The sequence below is a fragment of the Enterococcus sp. DIV1096b genome (assembly GCF_050498765.1).
Taxonomy (GTDB): domain Bacteria; phylum Bacillota; class Bacilli; order Lactobacillales; family Enterococcaceae; genus Enterococcus_D; species Enterococcus_D entomosocium.
On the sequence record NZ_JBMHEK010000001.1, the window covers coordinates 2,583,661 to 2,602,067 of the forward strand.

The 18,407-nt window shown below is 45.8% G+C and carries 16 protein-coding genes; 2 read left to right on the top strand and 14 right to left on the bottom strand.

All coding sequences use genetic code 11. The annotated features are described in order from the left end of the window. Positions 1-1,251 carry an MFS transporter gene (locus IGJ17_RS12180; protein WP_005225368.1) on the bottom strand — a complete coding sequence of 417 codons (1,251 nt, stop codon included), beginning with the start codon at positions 1,249-1,251 and terminating at the stop codon, positions 1-3. Between the two features lie 151 nt (positions 1,252-1,402). Then, positions 1,403-2,617 carry a pyridoxal-phosphate-dependent aminotransferase family protein gene (locus tag IGJ17_RS12185; protein ID WP_429961453.1) on the bottom strand — a complete coding sequence of 405 codons (1,215 nt, stop codon included), beginning with the start codon at positions 2,615-2,617 and terminating at the stop codon, positions 1,403-1,405. A 130-nt stretch (positions 2,618-2,747) separates the two neighbouring features. On the opposite strand from IGJ17_RS12185, the gene IGJ17_RS12190 reads away from it, so the two are divergent. Continuing rightward, complete coding sequence (locus IGJ17_RS12190) at positions 2,748-4,379, top strand: PucR family transcriptional regulator (RefSeq protein ID WP_016613699.1); 1,632 nt, start codon at positions 2,748-2,750, stop codon at positions 4,377-4,379. Positions 4,380-4,409: 30 nt separating this feature from the next. Here the strand turns inward: IGJ17_RS12190 and arcC are convergent, their stop codons facing one another. From arcC to allC, 7 genes are read right to left on the bottom strand one after another with little or no spacing between them, the layout of a single operon-like run. Beyond that, positions 4,410-5,345 (bottom strand): carbamate kinase, encoded by a 936-nt coding sequence (arcC, locus tag IGJ17_RS12195; RefSeq protein ID WP_008379225.1) that lies wholly within the window; start codon positions 5,343-5,345, stop codon positions 4,410-4,412. Then, entirely contained in the window at positions 5,318-6,181 is an 864-nt protein-coding gene (locus IGJ17_RS12200) for a DUF2877 domain-containing protein (protein WP_086332612.1), read from the bottom strand. Before IGJ17_RS12200 ends, arcC begins: the two co-directional genes overlap by 28 nt. A gap of 37 nt (positions 6,182-6,218) precedes the next feature. Beyond that, positions 6,219-7,481 (bottom strand): DUF1116 domain-containing protein, encoded by a 1,263-nt coding sequence (locus tag IGJ17_RS12205; protein ID WP_429961454.1) that lies wholly within the window; start codon positions 7,479-7,481, stop codon positions 6,219-6,221. 12 nt (positions 7,482-7,493) lie between these two features. After that, the gene (gene fdrA / locus IGJ17_RS12210; RefSeq protein ID WP_008379230.1) at positions 7,494-9,248 is read right to left on the bottom strand and encodes an acyl-CoA synthetase FdrA; all 1,755 of its coding nucleotides are present in this window, start codon (positions 9,246-9,248) and stop codon (positions 7,494-7,496) included. Between the two features lie 8 nt (positions 9,249-9,256). Next, complete coding sequence (gene allD / locus IGJ17_RS12215) at positions 9,257-10,333, bottom strand: ureidoglycolate dehydrogenase (RefSeq protein ID WP_005234452.1); 1,077 nt, start codon at positions 10,331-10,333, stop codon at positions 9,257-9,259. A gap of 13 nt (positions 10,334-10,346) precedes the next feature. Beyond that, on the bottom strand, positions 10,347-11,132 hold the full coding sequence (allE, locus tag IGJ17_RS12220) for a (S)-ureidoglycine aminohydrolase (RefSeq protein WP_086297689.1): 786 nt from the start codon (positions 11,130-11,132) through the stop codon (positions 10,347-10,349). A 15-nt stretch (positions 11,133-11,147) separates the two neighbouring features. After that, positions 11,148-12,377 carry an allantoate deiminase gene (gene allC / locus IGJ17_RS12225; protein ID WP_086316448.1) on the bottom strand — a complete coding sequence of 410 codons (1,230 nt, stop codon included), beginning with the start codon at positions 12,375-12,377 and terminating at the stop codon, positions 11,148-11,150. Between the two features lie 169 nt (positions 12,378-12,546). Here allC and IGJ17_RS12230 point away from each other — a divergent pair, with 169 nt between their 5' ends. Further along, positions 12,547-13,419, top strand: a complete 873-nt coding sequence (locus tag IGJ17_RS12230) for an alpha/beta hydrolase (protein ID WP_016613703.1) — start codon at positions 12,547-12,549, stop codon at positions 13,417-13,419. Between the two features lie 85 nt (positions 13,420-13,504). On the opposite strand, the gene tkt is transcribed toward IGJ17_RS12230, so the two are convergent. From tkt to IGJ17_RS12255, 5 genes are all read right to left on the bottom strand, one after another. Beyond that, complete coding sequence (gene tkt / locus IGJ17_RS12235; protein ID WP_429961455.1) at positions 13,505-15,508, bottom strand: transketolase; 2,004 nt, start codon at positions 15,506-15,508, stop codon at positions 13,505-13,507. A gap of 166 nt (positions 15,509-15,674) precedes the next feature. Next, the gene (gene alsE, locus IGJ17_RS12240; protein ID WP_008380955.1) at positions 15,675-16,367 is read right to left on the bottom strand and encodes a D-allulose 6-phosphate 3-epimerase; all 693 of its coding nucleotides are present in this window, start codon (positions 16,365-16,367) and stop codon (positions 15,675-15,677) included. 71 nt (positions 16,368-16,438) lie between these two features. After that, complete coding sequence (locus tag IGJ17_RS12245) at positions 16,439-17,539, bottom strand: PTS fructose transporter subunit IIC (protein ID WP_005234436.1); 1,101 nt, start codon at positions 17,537-17,539, stop codon at positions 16,439-16,441. Between the two features lie 24 nt (positions 17,540-17,563). After that, on the bottom strand, positions 17,564-17,884 hold the full coding sequence (locus IGJ17_RS12250) for a PTS fructose transporter subunit IIB (protein WP_008380953.1): 321 nt from the start codon (positions 17,882-17,884) through the stop codon (positions 17,564-17,566). Between the two features lie 25 nt (positions 17,885-17,909). Further along, the gene (locus tag IGJ17_RS12255) at positions 17,910-18,362 is read right to left on the bottom strand and encodes a PTS sugar transporter subunit IIA (RefSeq protein WP_016612612.1); all 453 of its coding nucleotides are present in this window, start codon (positions 18,360-18,362) and stop codon (positions 17,910-17,912) included. Positions 18,363-18,407 lie beyond the last annotated feature (45 nt).

Genomic DNA, 18,407 nt, shown 5'->3' on the forward strand with positions numbered 1-18,407 from the left:
CTACTTTGCTGTTTTCTTAGAGTTTACAGTCAAGAATAAGAATGTACCACCGATCAACAAAATAATTGCGATATAAAAGCCCATTACTTTTGACCCTGTTGCATCCGAGATCGATCCGGTCAATGTTGGTGCGATAACGGAAGACATCATGCCGAAAAAGTTGAAGACCCCTAATGTCGTACCGACCCCAACTTTTGGTGCATTTTCCCCTAGCCAAGAAATGATGATTGGTTCAACTGCTAGTTTTCCAAGGAACCCGTACAAGATCAACGCGATCATTAAGAAGGTCGAATTTGTTGCTTGCACCGTTACTAATAACATCAACGCCGCTAATACTTCTAAAATAACGATAAAGGTAACTTTTTTATGCATGTATTTGTCTGCCAAGCGGCTAAAGAACAAGGCCCCAGGAATCGAAGCAAATGCCACCAATGAAGAAGAGAAGCCGATTGCGACTCCTTGGAAGCCTCGTTCTGTTCCTAAGAAGTTTGGTAGCCAAGTAACCGTCATATAGTAGGCATAACACGTCGCAAAATATAACACATACGTAAAGAGCATCCGCAGGGAGAACAAGGTCGAAAGGGAAACTTTTTCTTTCGGCTGATCCGTTGTTTCTTCTTCAGCTGCTGCTTGACTCTCCAAGAAAGCTACGTCTTCTTTGTTGCTGCGGATCACCAATGCGAAAGCGATCGTCATACAAACGATCAAGAAAGCGGATAAATACATCATTGTTTGCCAAGGCATATTCATCTGAATAACGATAAAGCTTGATAAGATCATCCCAAACCCTGAACCAACGGCAGAACCACTATTGACGATCGCTGTTGAGAAGCTCTTCTTTTCTTTCGGAATGTTCTGTGAGGTCAAAGAATACGCGGAACCATAAAATGATCCACAGCCGATCCCTGCTAAAAAGCTACCGGTATAGATCATGGAGATTGAAGAGGCTTGTGAAATCAGTAAAGCTGCCAGTGCAAATACCACAAATCCCGGAAGCAGAACTGTTTTCTTCCCAATCTTATCCACTAAAAAGCCGGCAGGGATCTGCATGATCACATAGCCGAAAAAGTAAAAGCTGGCGATCGATCCTAATGCTGTATCAGAAATATTGCCGCCAAGTGACTCATTGATTTGCGGATAGACCGGTGATAACGCAGCGCGATAAATCCAGATAGTGACCCAGCCTGAACACATTAAGATAATAATTTGTTTCCAGTAGGCAAGCCCACCACGTTCTTTATTGATTTCCATTTTTTTCCCTCCATCAGTTACACAAGTAAAGTTTGTGAAGCACGCCAACGAAAGCGCTTTAAGATAGTCTTAGTGTACGTTTTTTTGCCGACTATTGCATTTGTCATTTTTCACAAAGCGCTTTCAGTCGTTGTGCATTTGTGCTAAAATTTTAAGTCGTTTTTTGGTAGTAATTTAACGCAGCGATGAGCGCTTTGCCGGCAGAAATTGGTGCTTGCTGGTACAATAGTGCCCCTCCTAACGCGGCTAGGACATGTAAAATATTTTCTTTGCGGCTGCTGTAGCCCATATTTCCAATCCGCCAGATTTTTCCTTTTAGATCACCAAATGAACTAGCGATCTCTACACCAAAGGAGTGAAGCATCTCTTCTCGGACAGCTTCGCCATCAACACCTTCTGGAATAAAGATGGGGGTAACTGTCGGCATTTTGGTTGCTTTTTCGCCATAAATCGAAAGCCCCATTGCCTCCAGTCCAGCGACCAACGCCCCTTCATTCGTCAAATGACGTTGATAGGCTGCATCGAGGCCTTCGTTTAGCAACATCCGTAATCCTTCATGAAGCGCATAGATCATACTCGTCGCTTCTGTGTGATGGTTGATTCGCTCTTTGTTCCAGTAGCGTTGCAATTGACTCAAATCCAAGTAATTACTCATAATGTGCCGCTTGTTTCGATCCGTTTTGCTCAAGCCTAATTCTTTTTGGTAACGGGCATTAAGGACGGCTTCGACTCGATCGTTGTAGGTCACTAATGAAAGACCAGACGGCACACTTAAACACTTCTGTGTACCGGCAATTGCCAAATCGACACACCAATCATCGACTGACAGGGCCACGCCACCATAAGTCGCCACCATGTCAACGACAAAGAAAATATCTTTTGCGCGACAATACTGCCCGATTTCTGCTAACGGCTGCATTTGCCCATTGGCAGTTTCCCCGTGGACCATCGCCACGATCTTGGGTTGAAATGCGTCGATTTCTTTGATGACCTCTGCGGGTGCAAAAGGAGCCGTCCATTCTTTTTCTACATATTTGACTTGCGCTTGGGCACGTTCACAGATTTCTCCAAGTAAGAAAGCAAAGCGCCCATAGGCGGGGATCAAGACTTTGTCCCCTGGTTCGATCAAAGCGATCAGCGCCGCTTCTAAACCAGCTCGGGAAGTCCCATCAATGGCAAATGCCTCTTTGTTTTTGGTTCCAAACGGTTGTTTGATCATTTCTTTGACCTCATCCATGATCGCCAAAAAATTCGGATCAAACTGTCCCAAAATACGATTGGTCATTGCTTGAAGAACAGCTGGATGTGCTTCTACAGGCCCAGGTGTCATGATCGTACGTTGTGCGATCGTTAACTCTTTATACATCTTTTCCCCTCATTTCTCTTTTTGATTTCACTGCCCAACGCCTTGTCAACGTTTCCAAGTTTGTTGTACAATAAAGCTAAAAAAGGACATGTTTTTGTTTGTTTTGTTCAATTCTAAAAGGAGTTTCTCTATGAAGTTAGTTGCTGAATTGCTTGCTACACCACGCTTTTCCAATTTGCGTTTGTTGACAGATCCCATTACCGCGGAAATTCCCGTCGACAGTATCGAAATCACTGAGACCCCCGATATCGCACACTATATTCCTGAGCATACCTTTATCTTAAGCACGGCGATGGTTTATAAAGATAATCAAGGAGCACTGCTTGAACTGATCGATTCCCTCGTAGCCAAAAATGCCGCTGGATTAGGCATCAAGATCGGTCGTTTTTTGGATGTCATCGATCCTGAAGTCATCGCCTACGCCGATAGTTTAGGTTTCCCCATCGTAGAAGTACCTGCCACGATGCCGCTGGGCCGTTTGATGCACCAGCTTTTGAATTTACTATGGAACACCAAAACCGAGCAGCTGAGTTATGCCTTAGATATCCAAAAACGGTTCTCTGCTTCCTTGATGAAGGATGTCAGCATCGCTCGCTTTATCGCTGATTTTGGCCAAATGGTCAATACACCGATCATTTTGTTGAATCCTTTCAAACAAGTGATTGCCCATTCCAAGCATTTCACCCGCATGTCAAAACCCGCGGAGTACTACATCCATCAATTAGGACAAACGAAAGGGGTTTTTACTGGTGAAAAAAGCGGGGCGATCCCTATCAAAGATCTCCATGAAAAAACGTCACAAATTTCTTATTATGCCATTGAAACCTCCACTTATTTCCCCCATTATTTAGTCATTTTGAATCCTGAGGCGATTCCTTATCCTGTCTCGGATTTTGCGCTGGAACAAGCAGCATTGGTCTTGTCGTTTATGCTCTACAAAAACCAAAAAGTGCAAGAATCTTTTGAAGATTTAAAAAGTGACTTTTTAACACGGATGATCGAATACCAGCAATCTTCCAAACAGGAACAAAAAGATTGGTTAGATCTCGGAAAGACTTACGGGTTGGTCAAAGCCCGCCATTATCGTGTCATCTATGGTGCCTGTGAACCAACCAAAGAAACCAAAGACAAAGACAAATACCTAAAAGAAGAAAGTGACTTGGTCTATCAGTGGTTTAGTGAACAACTGCCTTATCGCATCAAAGATGTTTGTCTCTTTCGCTTAAAGGGCAGCAATCACTTTGCGATTTTCGTGCAGCATAAGTGTGATGCCTTAGAAGACCATTTGATTGAGACCGCCAATGCTTTGACCAATCGGTTGCCTTTTCGAATGGCCTTTGGTGTAGGGAGTGTCTGTGAAAGCATCAATGATTTAGCCAGCTCCTACATTGAAGCAAAGACTGCTTATGAAGAACGAAGAGGCCAACATGATTCTCCCATCGTCTCTTTCTACCATCAACGGGGAATGCGGAGTCTATTTGAAAAAATGAGCCCTGAAGATATCCATTATTTCTGCCGCACGATCCTCAAAGAATTGGCGTTTCCGCAAGAAGATGCCACCATCGAATTGCGCAAAACCTTACGGGCTTACTTGGATTATCAATGTGAGATCACCCGCACCGCCAAAGCCTTGTTCGTTCATCGCAATACGATCAAATACCGCATCGAACAGTGCCAAAAGCTACTAGGAAAAAACGTGCATGATCCTAGCATTAGCCTGGATCTGCGCTTAGCCCTTGAGCTGTCCGAAGAAGGCGACTAATAGGCGAATCAAGCAGTTGGATCGCTGGTGTTACCCAGCGATCCTTGTGCCTGCTTCACCTAACAATGCTAAGTCTGCTTCTTCCAATGAGCAGATGATTGCCGTCTTTCCTTGCTTGGCAAACGCAATCGCTGCTTCCATTTTCGGCCCCATACTGCCTTCTGCAAAATGCCCCGCATCAAAATATGCTTGCGCTTCACTTACGGATAATCCCGTTAATTTTTCTTGCTCCGGTGTTCCGTAATTGATATAAACGTTGCTGACGTCGGTCAGCATCATAAATACATCGGCATCCACTTGTTCTGCCAATTTTTTCCCAGTTCGGTCTTTATCGATGACTGCTTCGATCCCTTTCAAGCCTTCCGCTTGTTTTACGACTGGAATCCCACCGCCGCCACCAGCGATCACGATGGTATTTTGATTCAATAAATGAACCATTGATTCCACGCCGTGGATCGTCACAGGTTGTGGGGATGGCACGACGCGACGGTACCCACGTCCAGCATCTTCTTCCATCACCCAATGTTTTTCCTCAGCCATTGTTTTTGCTTCTTCTTCTGAGTAGAACAAGCCGATCGGCTTCGTTGGCTTTTCAAACGCGGGATCATCCGCTGCCACTTCCACTTGAGTCAATAAGGTCACGACATTGCTGGTCAGTTCTTCTTGATCGATTTTATTTTTGATGCTTTGCTCCATCAAATAACCGATAAAGCCTTGTGACTCTGCATTGCAGACATCCAGTGGAAAAGGCGGCACGACTTCTTTGGCTTCTTCATTTTGTCGTAAAATATTGCCGACTTGCGGCCCATTGCCATGCGTCACAACGATTTGATGGTCAAGTTTCTCGATTTTAGCGATCTGTTCTGCACTTAACTGGATATTTGCAAGCTGTGTCTCTACGGTCGCTGGTTGATTCGGTTTTAAAATTGCATTGCCCCCTAGAGCGATGACCACTCGTTTTGCCATATGAATTCCTCATTTCTATTGTTTTGAAATTGATTGATACTGCGAGCAAACCCTGCCAAAAAGTCAGCCCCCGAGGTATGACCGATCGCTAGTATCTCTTTGATTACTTGGTAAAAAGCCGCTGAATCGGTACACCTGGTCAAGGATAACGCCGATTGATTGAATGCGCCTGTCAACGCATGCAGAAGATAATGTTTACTGACGTCAGTCGTCAAATCATTGACTGTCAACAGCCTTCTTTGTAGATAAGCCACCAAGCGGGTATCTTCTTGCCCCATCACTCGGCGAGCCAGTAAATGGCCAACTAGCATATCATCGCCTGTGGGGGTCAATCCGACACCCCGTCCGACTAAATAAGCGACTGCTTGCCGTTGTTCTTTAAATGAAGGCGTGCATAGCTGATCGATTGCGTCATAAAACGGATGATTGCTGCTGATGGTTTGTGAAACAGCTTCTTGAATCCCCGTCTTTTCCGTGACATGTTGGAGGGTTGACCAAAACAGTTCTCGATCAAATGGGACTGTGCCAGCTGGGAAGGTGGTTGTAAACATGGCTGCCTTTTGAAAAGACAGACGATGATGCGGAAAATGGATCACTCGTTGCTGAACCAAAAGAGTGGTACCAGCAAGCAAGTCGGTCGCCAACGCTGCATAATCGTCGGCAGCTAAAATCATTCCTTTGGGCACGCGAGCCGCTTGTTTGGAGACACAGATCAGCTGATCCTGACGAGGATCTTGCAGATTGAAACTATGCTGAAACACACTGTGAACGAGCCAGGTGCCATTGATAAATGCGGGTTCAAATAAAGCTTGGTCGATCCATTTTGCCTGTATCATCGCTAGGTTGCTCCTTTTCACGTTTTCAGACCCTGAGTTATTCTTCAAATCCTAATTTTTTTGCATAAGCCAAGACAGCTTTTTCAAAGCAATCCATTGGTGGTGTCACTGTCCCGGCCCCAATTTGTCCCCGTCCAGCTTGTTTGTTGGCGATCCCTGTATTGATCACCGGTAAGATCCCTGTTTCCACGACTTTCCGAGCATCGATCCCTAAACAGATCCCTTTGAAGTCCCATGTAGGAACGGGAAAATTCGGATTGGTATCAATGGAGATCTCTAACATCTCATTGCTGGTTTTCAACGCATCGTGAAATCCGCCGGAACCAACGAAGCGTGTCACAGCTGGGGCAGCAATCATCGCCATTCCCCCAACACCAAAGGTTTCCGTAATGGCACTGTCGCCCATATCTGGAGAGGCATCTTCTTCACTGAATCCTGAGAAATACAACCCTTTTGGTGTATTGACAGGACCGGTAAACCACTCGTCCCCCATACCAGAAATACGGATACCGAATTCATGCCCGTTGCGACACATTGCTGTCACAACCGTTCCTTCTTCAATCGTCCGGGCGCCATCAAGCACCGCTTTTGAAGAAGCCATCATGATATTCAAGAAAAACTGATCCGTGTCTGCTAGAAACTGAATGACTTCTGGTTTTTCTTTTTCAAATCCTTCAAGGGTAACGATCGCTGGTGCTACTTCTTTTAAGAACGCCAACGAAGCAGCGATATTCCGTTGATGGAACTCATCCCCCATGGCGATTGCTTTTGCGACTAAGACATTGATGTTCAAGCCATCGGGTTTTGTTTGTAGTGCAGCACTTAAAACTGGTGCTAACGTATTTTTCATCCAATGCAAGCGATCAATGACTTCTTGAGAATAGGCGCCAAAACGTAAAACTGCCCCAATCCCTTCGTTCATCGTACAGTACGCTCGGTTGCCGTCTGTTTTGTTTTCCACCACGAGAACCGGCATATTGGCAGAGGTGATGCCCCCCATTGGGCCAACCGCTTGCACGTGGTGACAAGGAATCAGTTGAACTTCCCCAGATGCTAATAAATGACGTACCTCTTCTTCCGTTTCGCCCCAGCCTTCAAAAAGTCCCGCTCCAACACAAGCGCCTTGAATCGGATCGATCATCTGGTCGTAGCGGATCGGTGGTCCTGCGTGCAATAGGACTTTTCCTTCACCTAATTCTGGAATGACACTGACTGCTGGAACGACATCCAACAAAAAAGGCGAACCGGCAACGATCTTGGCAATAACGGCTCGGTTTGCTTCTTCAATAGTTTCGTACACGATAACTTCCTCCTACTCTGATAGTGACACTTGTGCTAAGAAACGTAAGGCTTTTTGTAACGTTACGTTCCCACCAGCAATTGGCTGCCAGTCATATTGAACGACTTGACCGTGATGCGTCTGGATCGCTTCTGCAAAGCTACGCAATCCTACATTGATGAACGCGTCATTCGACAACAATTCGCGGCTCTTTTCAGATGGCTCTGGCAACCCATCGGCAGTTGTCACTGCTTTTGGCAACAGCTTACGACTAATTGGGGAAAAGGGATGGCCGAGCATTGCTAAAGCTTTTTTGACTGCTTGGGCATTGCTTTGACACAAAATCACGCCAGCTGCGGTTAAAATCTCTGCTTGCTCGTTGCTATCTTGGGGGTCTAAATCAGTTCCAACGATCGTAGCGATCACCGCTAACTCCCGACCAGCTGCTTGTGCTTCTTCCTTCAATGATTTGATGGTCGGTGCCAATTCACTCGCCATATCTTGATGAGAGCCGTACCCTAAAACGATATCTAACAAAATCACTGCCGTTTCAGGATCTTCCCCCGCTTGTTTCAACAGTTCGATCCGCTTTGTTGGGTCGATCATCGGATGGGGCTTGCCTTGAGTATAAATGTCATCACCTAAATCGATGATCTCATGGCCAGCTGCTTTTAAGATGTACCCTTCCTGATGGGTATCTTCTTGTTCCAGATTTAATCCTGCTTTAACAAGCATCGCTGCTTCGTACGCCAATGTTCCGCCAGAATAGTAAGCTTTGATTTTTTGTTGTTCAGGTCCAAAAGTGGCAGCTGCTGTTTCCTCTTTCACTGGCTCTAGTCCAATCTGTTCTTGGCGTAGCAGCTGCACGGCTAATTGAGCCGCTTCTTCCAGCGTGTAGGCTCGGTAAAGATTTTCTTCGTGGTCCGTTGGCTCTTCCCCAAGAAAAATCGTGACTGCAGGTTTTGTTCCTCTTCTTAAAAGTGCCAACACTTCATCTCGGACACGTGGTGCAGGTGGTTTGGAGATCACCACGATCACCTCCGTATCAGGATCGTGTTCCAAGGCAAGAATGCTATCTTTCATGGTGATCCCACCGACGGCTTCTTTGAGATCTCGTCCACCGGTTCCGATGGCTTGTGTTACACCGGCACCCAATTTATGAATAATAGTGGTGACTTCTTGGATACCAGTACCCGAAGCGCCGACAACACCGATTTTCCCTTTACGGACGGCATTGGTGAAGGCTACTGGTATCCCATTGAGAATCCCTGTGCCACAATCTGGTCCCATTAAAAGAAGTCCTTTTTCATGCGCCAGTTTCTTTAGCCGAACTTCCTCTTCCAATGAAACGTTATCACTGAAACAAAATACATGTTTGCCCGCTGCTAATGCGGTTTCAATTTCTGGTGCTGCCATAGTACCGGGAATCGATAAGACAGCGACCTTCGCATCTTTTCCAAGATCTAAGGCTTTTTCCCAAGTTTTGACGCTTTGGGTTTCCTCTCCTGCGCTATTGCTTTGGTCCGATAAGAAGGCATCGATTTCTGACAGGACTGTTTCGATGATTTCTTCCTCTTCGATGTCTAAAACGAGCACCATATCGTTGGATGTCGCATTGCTCATCTCCTCGGTATAAAGACCACCCGTCTTGAAAATGTCCTTATTGGCAGGTGTGCCCATCATGACCGAAGCGTTGTTGATCCCTTCGATCGTCAGTAGACGATTGGTCAAAAGCATTAAAACAATGGAATCTTGGTAATTGTTTTTTTGAATAATAGTGTGTAACATGGGTCTCCTCACTCTCCTGTTCCTGTCTGTGCAAAGGCATCTGACCCAGAATACTGGTCAAAATGAACCGTGTCGCTAATGAGATAGCGATAAATGTTCTTCTCGATGGGAATGCCTTCTGCCATATATTTTTCATAGGTTAGTTGATTGATCTCGCCTGGATAATAGACTTGCTGGAACTGTTCAGCAGCCGGTATGTCATGCAGTTCGGCAACCATCGTCTCCACCGACTCTTTAAATGTGTCTAAATCTGTAAAGCGTTGCGGATCGATCAGCAAAATAAATTGCCCTAAGTCGCGACCTTTCGTCAGATCGTTGTACATAGAGGAAACATGCTTGCCAAAAGGCAGCCCAAGGAGCATTCCTGATAAGATATCCACCATCATCATCAACCCAAAGCCTTTTGGCCCTGAGATCGGCAGTAAGCCGTGGACATGATGTGGATTCGTCGTTGGCTTGCCATGAGCATCCACGGCCCATGTCGCAGGAATCTCTTTATTTTTGGAGCGAGCGTCTAATATTTTGCCCCACGCTTGGACCGTCGTTGCCATGTCAAAGACCACCGGTGCCCCCTGTTTTCTTGGTGCGGCAAATGCGATTGGATTGGTACCAAAATAATTTTCTTTGCCGCCAAAAGGAACCACCATTGAATCTGATTGGCACATAGATAATGCAATCAAGTCAGCTTCTGCAGCTTTTTTGACATAATAGGATAGCGCCCCACTATGACTCGTTTTCCGTACACCAACCGCCGCGATCCCAGAACGTTTGGCCATCTCAATGGCATGCTTTGTCGCTTCTAATACAACGACCTGCCCTGCGCCATTTTGACCGTGAACGATCCCGCTGCTAGGCCCAGTCTCTTCAAACGTGATCTGTGGAGTGCGATTCATTCCACCTTTAGCGATCCGCTCTGCGTAATAGTCTACCCGTACAGCCCCATGAGAGTGGATCCCGCTGGCATCGGCAAAGACCAAATGCTCTGCAACGATGGCTGCGTGCGCTTCAGACAAACCAGCAGCCGCTAATTTTTTTTGGATCAATTGCTGTAACTCTTGTGACTGTACAATAACCGTCTCTTCCATTTTCTAAACTCCTTTAAATTTCCGGATCGCGGTTGCAATCTTTGGAATAAATATAGGTCAATGGTTCATCACGACCGACACCATAGGCCGCTTGCTGTACATAGGCACTCATGAAAATATAGTCGCCTTTTTCCACTGGGAACCACTCATTGTCTAAGTTATACATCCCTTTACCTGACAGTAAGTACGCCCCGTGTTCTTGGTAGTGGGTCTCAATGTAGCCATGACTTGCCCCTGGTTCAAAGGAAAGGATATGGATATTCATGTCAAAACCCAACTCTTTCGGTAAGAAATCCCAAAGCAGGACGTCTTCCATCCCTTCGTATTGGATCGGTATCAACTCTGAAAGATTCCCCACTACTTTGTAGGCTTGGTGATTTTCTAACGGTTGGTAACGCTTCTTATATAAGAACACTTCTGTCGCTTCTTCTTGGAGATTTTTCATATACAGTTTTTCTCCAGCAGGCAGATAGATATAGCCTCCGTCCGTCAATGTATGGGTTTCTTTACCATCACTCACTTCCAGTTTGCCCGAGATGACATACAAGAAACTCTCGATCTCTGGTCCGCCGAAGCCCAATTGGTTGGCGCCATCTTTTTTGAATGAAATGATGTAATCGACAAAAGACGCCCCTAATTTTGGTGTGCCGAGTATCGAACATTCACAGTTTTCGAATCCTGGAATGACATTATTCACTAACCCGTCATGCGGCAAGATCGCAAAATTATTTTTTCTAATGACTGCACGTGATTGCAGCAATCCATCTAAATAGCCCGTATTATTATTTTTGTATCCCATGTGTGTCCCTGCTTTCTATTCTTTGTATGCTAGCTCGTAAAGGGAAGCTGCTAAAACTTCTACCCCAGCTGTTAAATCTTCGATAGTTGTTGCTTCGGCTGGGTTGTGGCTAATCCCATCAATACTTGGTACAAACAGCATCGCCGTTGGAAAATGTGGTGCAATGATTTGGGAATCATGACCCGCCCCACTATGCATCACTTTGTAGCGTTTGCCGGTTTGCTTCACCGCTTGTTCCACCGTGGCAACGATCGTATCGTCCATCGGCACTGGGCGTTCATCCATCCATAGGTCCATCTCCACTGTCAGGTCGTGCTCTTTGGCGATCGCTTGAATGATCTGTTCTGCTTCAGCAGTAAAGGCATCCAATAGCTGCCCATCAGTATGGCGACAATCCATCGTAAACAACACTTCACCAGGAACCACGTTGACCGTATTCGGCTTTGGCTCAACTTTACCGAATGTCACAACTAATGGATCCCCAAGATCTAAGCCACGGTCGATCACTGCGGCACACATTTTGGCAAAACCATACACAGCATCTTGACGATAGCCCATCGGTGTGGTGCCTGCATGATTGGCTTGTCCTTTTAAGACAAAGGTGTAGCGCTTTTGACCAGCGATACTATTGACGACACCGATCTGCAAGTTTTCTTTTTCTAAAACACTGCCTTGTTCGATATGGATTTCCACGAAGGCTTTGATGTCTGATCGAACCGGTTCTTGTGGGTCGCGAAAGTCAAAGCCTTGGCGTTGCATCTCTGCCACGAAGCTATTGCCTTCAAAATCTGCGATCGCTTCAACATCGGCTTTTTTGGCCTCTCCGACAAAGTTTTTACTTCCCCAAAAAACGGTTGGAAAACGACTGCCTTCTTCTTCTGCCATTGAGATGACTTCCAAGGAGCGTAAAGGTTGCCCATAGGTCTCTTTTAAATACTTGATCGCTAAAGCAGCAGCAACGACCCCGTATTGACCGTCTAATGTGCCCCCGTTGACGACGGTATCGATATGTGACCCTGAAAGAATCGTTTCTTCTGGATACTGGCTGCCTTCCATTCTGCCGAAGAGATTGCCGACTGCATCATAGGACGTCGTTAAGCCAGTTTTTTTTAATTGTTTTTCTACAAATGATTGCGCTTCTTTCCATGAATCGGTATAAAGCAGTCTAGTCATTCCTCCAGTTGGATCATTCCCAATCTGAGATAATGCATCGATCATTGCCGCTACTTCTTTTTTCAACTCCATTGTTCTGCCTCCTTTGATTTATACGGTTATTGTAAGCGTGTTACTGAAGGACATCATTGTTCACTTTCGACAAAACCGTTTCTATTTTTAGTCATAACGCTGTTTTCTAAACCGCTTCCTTCTCCTATACTCTTCCTTATACTATCGAAGAAGAGAAAGGAAGAAAACAATGGTTTATCCTAAAAATGCCTTTGCGCAAACAGAAAAAATCCAATTTGACACCTACGGCACTTTGCCGTTAGAAGTGACGATCCTAAAAGCAGCGCAGCCTCGGATCAGCCTTTTGTATTTTCATGGTGGTGGCTTCCTCTATGGTCAGCGGGAAGACCTTCCGCAGGATTATGTCCACCAATTGCTGGCTGCCGGTGTTAGCCTTTATCTCTTTGATTATCCACTGGCTCCCGAAGTAGCGCTGAACGACATTTACCTTCATACAAAAAAGGCAGTGGAATGGTTTTTGACAGAGGGCTGGCACTTCAGCGGCGTTGGTGCAAATGAGTACATTCTATTCGGTCGCTCCGCCGGCGGTTTTTTAGCGACCTTACTGACCGCACGCACAAAGCATCCGGAGCAAAAAGGCTTGATCCGATTTTACGGATACCAAGAGTTGTTTTATAAAGAATTTTTGCAGCCGGCACGCTTTTACACGCAATTTCCGAAAGTCCCGCCACTCGACGCCGAAGCTATGATCGAAAGCCAACCAATCACCCACGGCACGTTAGAAAAACGATTCCCTTTGTACCTTTCCGCCCGTCAATATGGCAACTGGCAGCGTTATTTAGGCAATCGGGAACAGCTGGCAGCCTTGGCGATTCCTGCTGCCGCTTACAAAGACTTTCCTCCTTGCTTTGTCGTTCATTGCAAAAAAGATCCAGACGTTCCCTTCAGCGCCTCCGAAGCTTTCGCTGCACAAGTCCCCCGTGCCAAAACACTTTGGCTCGACTTAGAACAGCATGACTTTGATCGGACACCAAATGCGATCGCTGATGACTGCTATCGAGAGATGATTTCATGGCTCCTTTTAACAATAGAGAAAAATTAAGCGCAGATTTGGCCATGCTTCTTTAGTAAACAAAAACAGGCGATCTTCAAAGGAATGTTCCCTCTAAAGATCGCCTGTTTTTTGATTATAGTGAGTTGAAGGTATTCACGACATTCTCAACACTGAAGCCGAATTCCGCTAAGACTTTGTCACCAGGTGCGGATGCACCGAAATGATCGATCGCGATCACTTTTCCATGGCAACCGGTGTAACGTTCCCAACCAAATGGGTAAGCCGCTTCGATCGCTACGCGTTTCTTCACTGCTTTTGGCAAGACGCTTTCTTTGTATTCTGAACTTTGTGCTTCAAACAAATCAAAGCTTGGTAAGGAGACCACCGATACATCGATGCCTTCTTCTGCCAATTTAGCTTGTGCTTGGACCGCAAGATTCACTTCAGAACCTGTGGCGATCAAAATACCCGCTGGTGTTTCACCAGCTTGTTTTGAAATCACGTAACCACCTTTTGCGACATTTTCATCCGCACCGGTTTGCGTGCCTTCGATCACTGGTAGATTTTGTCGGCTTAAGACTAAGACCGTTGGTTTATCCGTTGTTGTCATGGCCAATTTCCAGGCAGCACGGGTTTCATTGCCGTCTGCTGGACGAATCACTTGGACATTTGGCATGCAACGGACGCTAGCTAATTGCTCGATCGGCTCGTGGGTCGGTCCATCTTCTCCCACCGCCACGGAGTCATGTGTCAAGACATAGATCACAGGTGCATGCTGGATCGCAGACAAGCGCACCGCTGGACGCAAGTAATCAACGAAGACGAAGAAGGTCCCGCCATAGATTCGCGTACCGCCATGCAATTGGATGCCGTTCATGGCTGCCGCCATCGCAAATTCTCGGACACCAAACCAAATGTTGCGGCCTTCGTATTGGCCAGGTTCAAAGTCTTTTTCTGCTGCCACCATCGTGTTGTTGGAACCAGAAAGGTCAGCCGATCCGCCCCAGAGACCAGGGACGGCTTTGGATAAGGCTTGGATCATCTCTTTGCTGGATACCCGGCTAGCTTGTGAGCTGCCAACTTCGTAGCTTGGTAATGCTGCATCCCAATCTGCTGGCAATTCACCCGCAAAGGCTTGTTTGAATTGCGCCGCAAGTTCTGGGTAGGCTGCTTCATAGGCATGGAAAGTTTCGTTCCAAGCGGCTTCAGCTTTTTGTCCTTCATCGATCATGGTTTCTTTGAAGCGCGCGGCAACTTCTTCAGGTACGGTAAATTCTGGGTATTCCCAGCCATAAATCGCTTTAGCTGCAGAAATGCCTTCGGCACCGATCGGCGCACCATGAACGGCAGAGGTGCCTTGATTTGGCGCACCGTATCCGATCACAGTCTTGATTTCGATCAAGGTTGGTTTGTCGCTTTCAGCTTTTGCTTCGTCGATCGCTTTTGAGATTGCTTCTAAATCATTGCCGTCTTCAACGAGAATGTGTTGCCAGCCATACGCCTCAAAACGCGCACCGACATTTTCTGTAAAGGCTTTTGAGGTCGGACCATCTAGGGAAATGTCGTTTGAATCGTACAAGACGATCAGTTTATCTAATTTCATGTGACCCGCCATGGATGCAGCTTCTTGCGAAACACCTTCCATCAAATCCCCATCGCCACATAAGGCATAGGTATAGTGATCGATGACTTGATACTTGTCGCGATTGTAGGTTGCAGCCAAGTGGGCTTCGGCCATTGCCATACCGACTGCCATGGCGATCCCTTGTCCTAAAGGTCCAGTGGTTGCTTCCACGCCGTCTGTGTGATCGACTTCTGGATGTCCTGGCGTGCGGCTATCCCATTGACGGAAGTTTTTTAGATCCTCAATGGTCACATCGTAACCAGACACATGCAACAAGCTGTACAATAACGCCGAACCGTGTCCAGCAGACAAAACAAAACGGTCACGATCCACCCACTTGCGAGAAGTCGTTGGATTGACTTTCAAGTGTTTGGTCCACAAGGCATAGGCCATGGGTGCTGCCCCCATCGGTAATCCTGGATGTCCTGAATTGGCTTTTTGTACGGCTTCGATACTTAATGTACGAAGGGTGTTCACTCCTAATTGATCGATTTTATCAAATAATTTTTTCAATTAAATTGCCTCCTTCACTTTCTTCAGCCAGCATGTTTCTATTCACTGCCTTTTCACAATAGAAAAGAACCAGACACCCAAAGTTTACAGGCTAGGAGGCAACGAATGCTCCTCTTTTTAACAGTCCGCAACTTGAGTCGTCCGGTTATTTTGCTTTCGGCTTTGCTTAGCTACTCAAAACTTTTCCAGTCATTTCTTGATAATCTGCGACCATGATCGACCATGCTTTGGCAATGTCATCATCTAAACCAAACAATCCACTGCGTCCGACAATATAGATGTCTGGATTGGCTTCATCGATCCGTTTGAAGGATTTCCGATTGGAGGAACCATCCATTTCAATGACATAGTGATAGTCGTATTCTTCCCGTAATTCCCGCAGTTCAACAATTTTATCTAACGCCCCTTCAATAAAGCGTTGGCCAGCAAACCCTGGATCAACCGTCATGATCGTGACTTTATCCAAACGATCGATATAAGGCAAAATGACCGATACTGGCGTTTCAGGATTTAAGACGATCCCGGCTTTTAATCCGGCATCATGGATTTGATCGATCAGACGAAATGCTAACCCATCCAAAACTTCAGCGTGCATGCAAATCCATTCACAGTTGATATCGATCAGCTGCTGCACCCAAAAGGCAGGTTCAGTGACCATCAAATGAGCGGACAAAGGCAAAGTACTGATTTTGCGGACCTCTTGAATAAACCATGGGGATAGGGAAATATTGGGTACGTAATGACCATCCATAATATCAATATGATAGGAGTCCACTTGGTCATTCAAAAAAGTGATTTGCTCTTTAAATTTATCTAGATCCATCGTCATCAGTGACGGTGAAAATTCAACTTTGTTCATAGACTTATCCTTTCTCCTCGATCAGTCTTGTACTGAGAGGAACGATTCTTCTTTCAATTGAATCGCTTTTCTTAGAAAATTTGAATATCATCTAAATCGATTTCTTCTTCTTCCACTTCTGCTTGCGCGGCTACTTGTTCTTCAGTGACATTTTTCTTGATCAAAGCCAAGGTGATCCCAGTCACTACTATATTTACCAACAAAGCTACTGCCCCAGCCCATGGACGAGTCATAGTCGGCAGCATCAGCACACCACCAAACGGTACCGTTGCATCTGCCCCTAAGACCATTGAAACAGCACCTCCAGCAGCGCCACCGATAGCTGTTGCGATCAGCCCTCGGACGATATCGTTCATAACGATTGGGATCACCCCTTCAACGATATTGATCACACCCATTGGTACGGCAGATTTTAACGTTTCCACTTCTACAGGCGTATAGATGTTTTTGCCGAACAATTTTGCAATAAAGAATGCTAAACCAAAACCGATTGGTGTTGCAGTATTGACTAATTGCAACGCAGTGATCGGTCCATTGATCCCTTCTGCTTGCATCGTCAGAACAAAAGCAAAGACCGTTTTATTGATTGGTCCGCCATAATCAACGCCACTCAACAAGCCGATGACCGCACCAAAAACCAATAATGAAGAGGAGCCTAAGCTATTTAATGCGTTCGTTAGTAAGTTCGTAAAGGCAGTGATCGGTGTACCGATAATATAGACCATGATCAGACCACCGATCAAAGAGGTCAAAAAGGGAATGATCAATGTCGGCATCAAGCCTTTCGCCCAATTTGGTACTTTAATAAATCGTAAAATAGCAATTACAAGATATCCAGCTAAGTAGCCGCCCAAGATTCCTCCAATAAAACCTGCACCAATGGCATTGGCTGTCAAACCAATAATAAACCCTGGCGCGATCCCCGGTTTTTCGGCAATCGCATAAGAAATTCCTGTCGCAATGACCACCGGAAGCAACCCGAGTCCTGCGCCTCCCATCGTAGCTAAAGCATCCCAAATCGTAAATTCACCTGGCACCAGTTGTCCCTGACTGGTGCCGCCGAAAGCCATGCCAATGGCAATCAAGAATCCGGCACCGCAGACGATCGGAATCAAATAGGAGATGGCTGTCAACAAATGTCCTTTTAAATTCAATGCTTTGATTTTTTCCATAGTTTCCTTCCTCCTTCGGTTTGCTTAGACCGCCTGCTGTTGAACGACCTCTTTGGCTTTTTCCAACAATTTGCTTGGGGACTTGATGGCAACTTCGGTCGGCACTTGAATGATCCGTTTCCCTTCAAATCGTTCACGTCCTGCTACTTTGACGTCAACTGCTAAAATCACGACATCTGCAGCCGCAATCGCTTCAGGTGACAATTCATTTTCACGACCGATCGTTCCTTGTGTCTCCACATGGATCTCGTAACCTGCCTTTTTAGCCGCATTTTCTAACTTTTCTTGAGCAATATAAGTGTGAGCGATCCCTACTGTACATGCACATACTCCGACGATTTTCATAAATAATTCCTCCTTAAATTTTCTGTTATCCTTGAAATGCTTCAATCACTTGCTGCGGCTCTTTTGCTTTCAACAAGGCAGCCGTCACCTCGTCATTTCCTAATTTCCGAGCGAACAAAGAGAGCAGTTTCAAATGCTTTTGCGCCCCTTCCGTGTCATCACCGACGGCAAATAAGATAATTCCTTTCACTCCCTTGCCATCCAACGTTTCCCAAGGGATCTCTTGTTTTAAAACCCCGATTGCTACGCCGATCTCCTTCACATGAGCACTTTTTCCATGGGGAATGGCAATGTAATTACCAATCCCTGTTTGACCAACTGCTTCCCGCTCATAGACATCTTTTAAAAATGCTGCCTGATCCGTCAAGTACTCATTGGTATATAAAAGCTGACTCAATTGCTGCAGGGCTTCTTCTTTAGAAGCGGCCTCCATGTTGGTTTTGATTATTTTTGGATCAATCACTGTTGAAATATCCATTCGTTTTCCTCCTCTAGTTGAGTACCTCTTGCCTTACTGAATTGA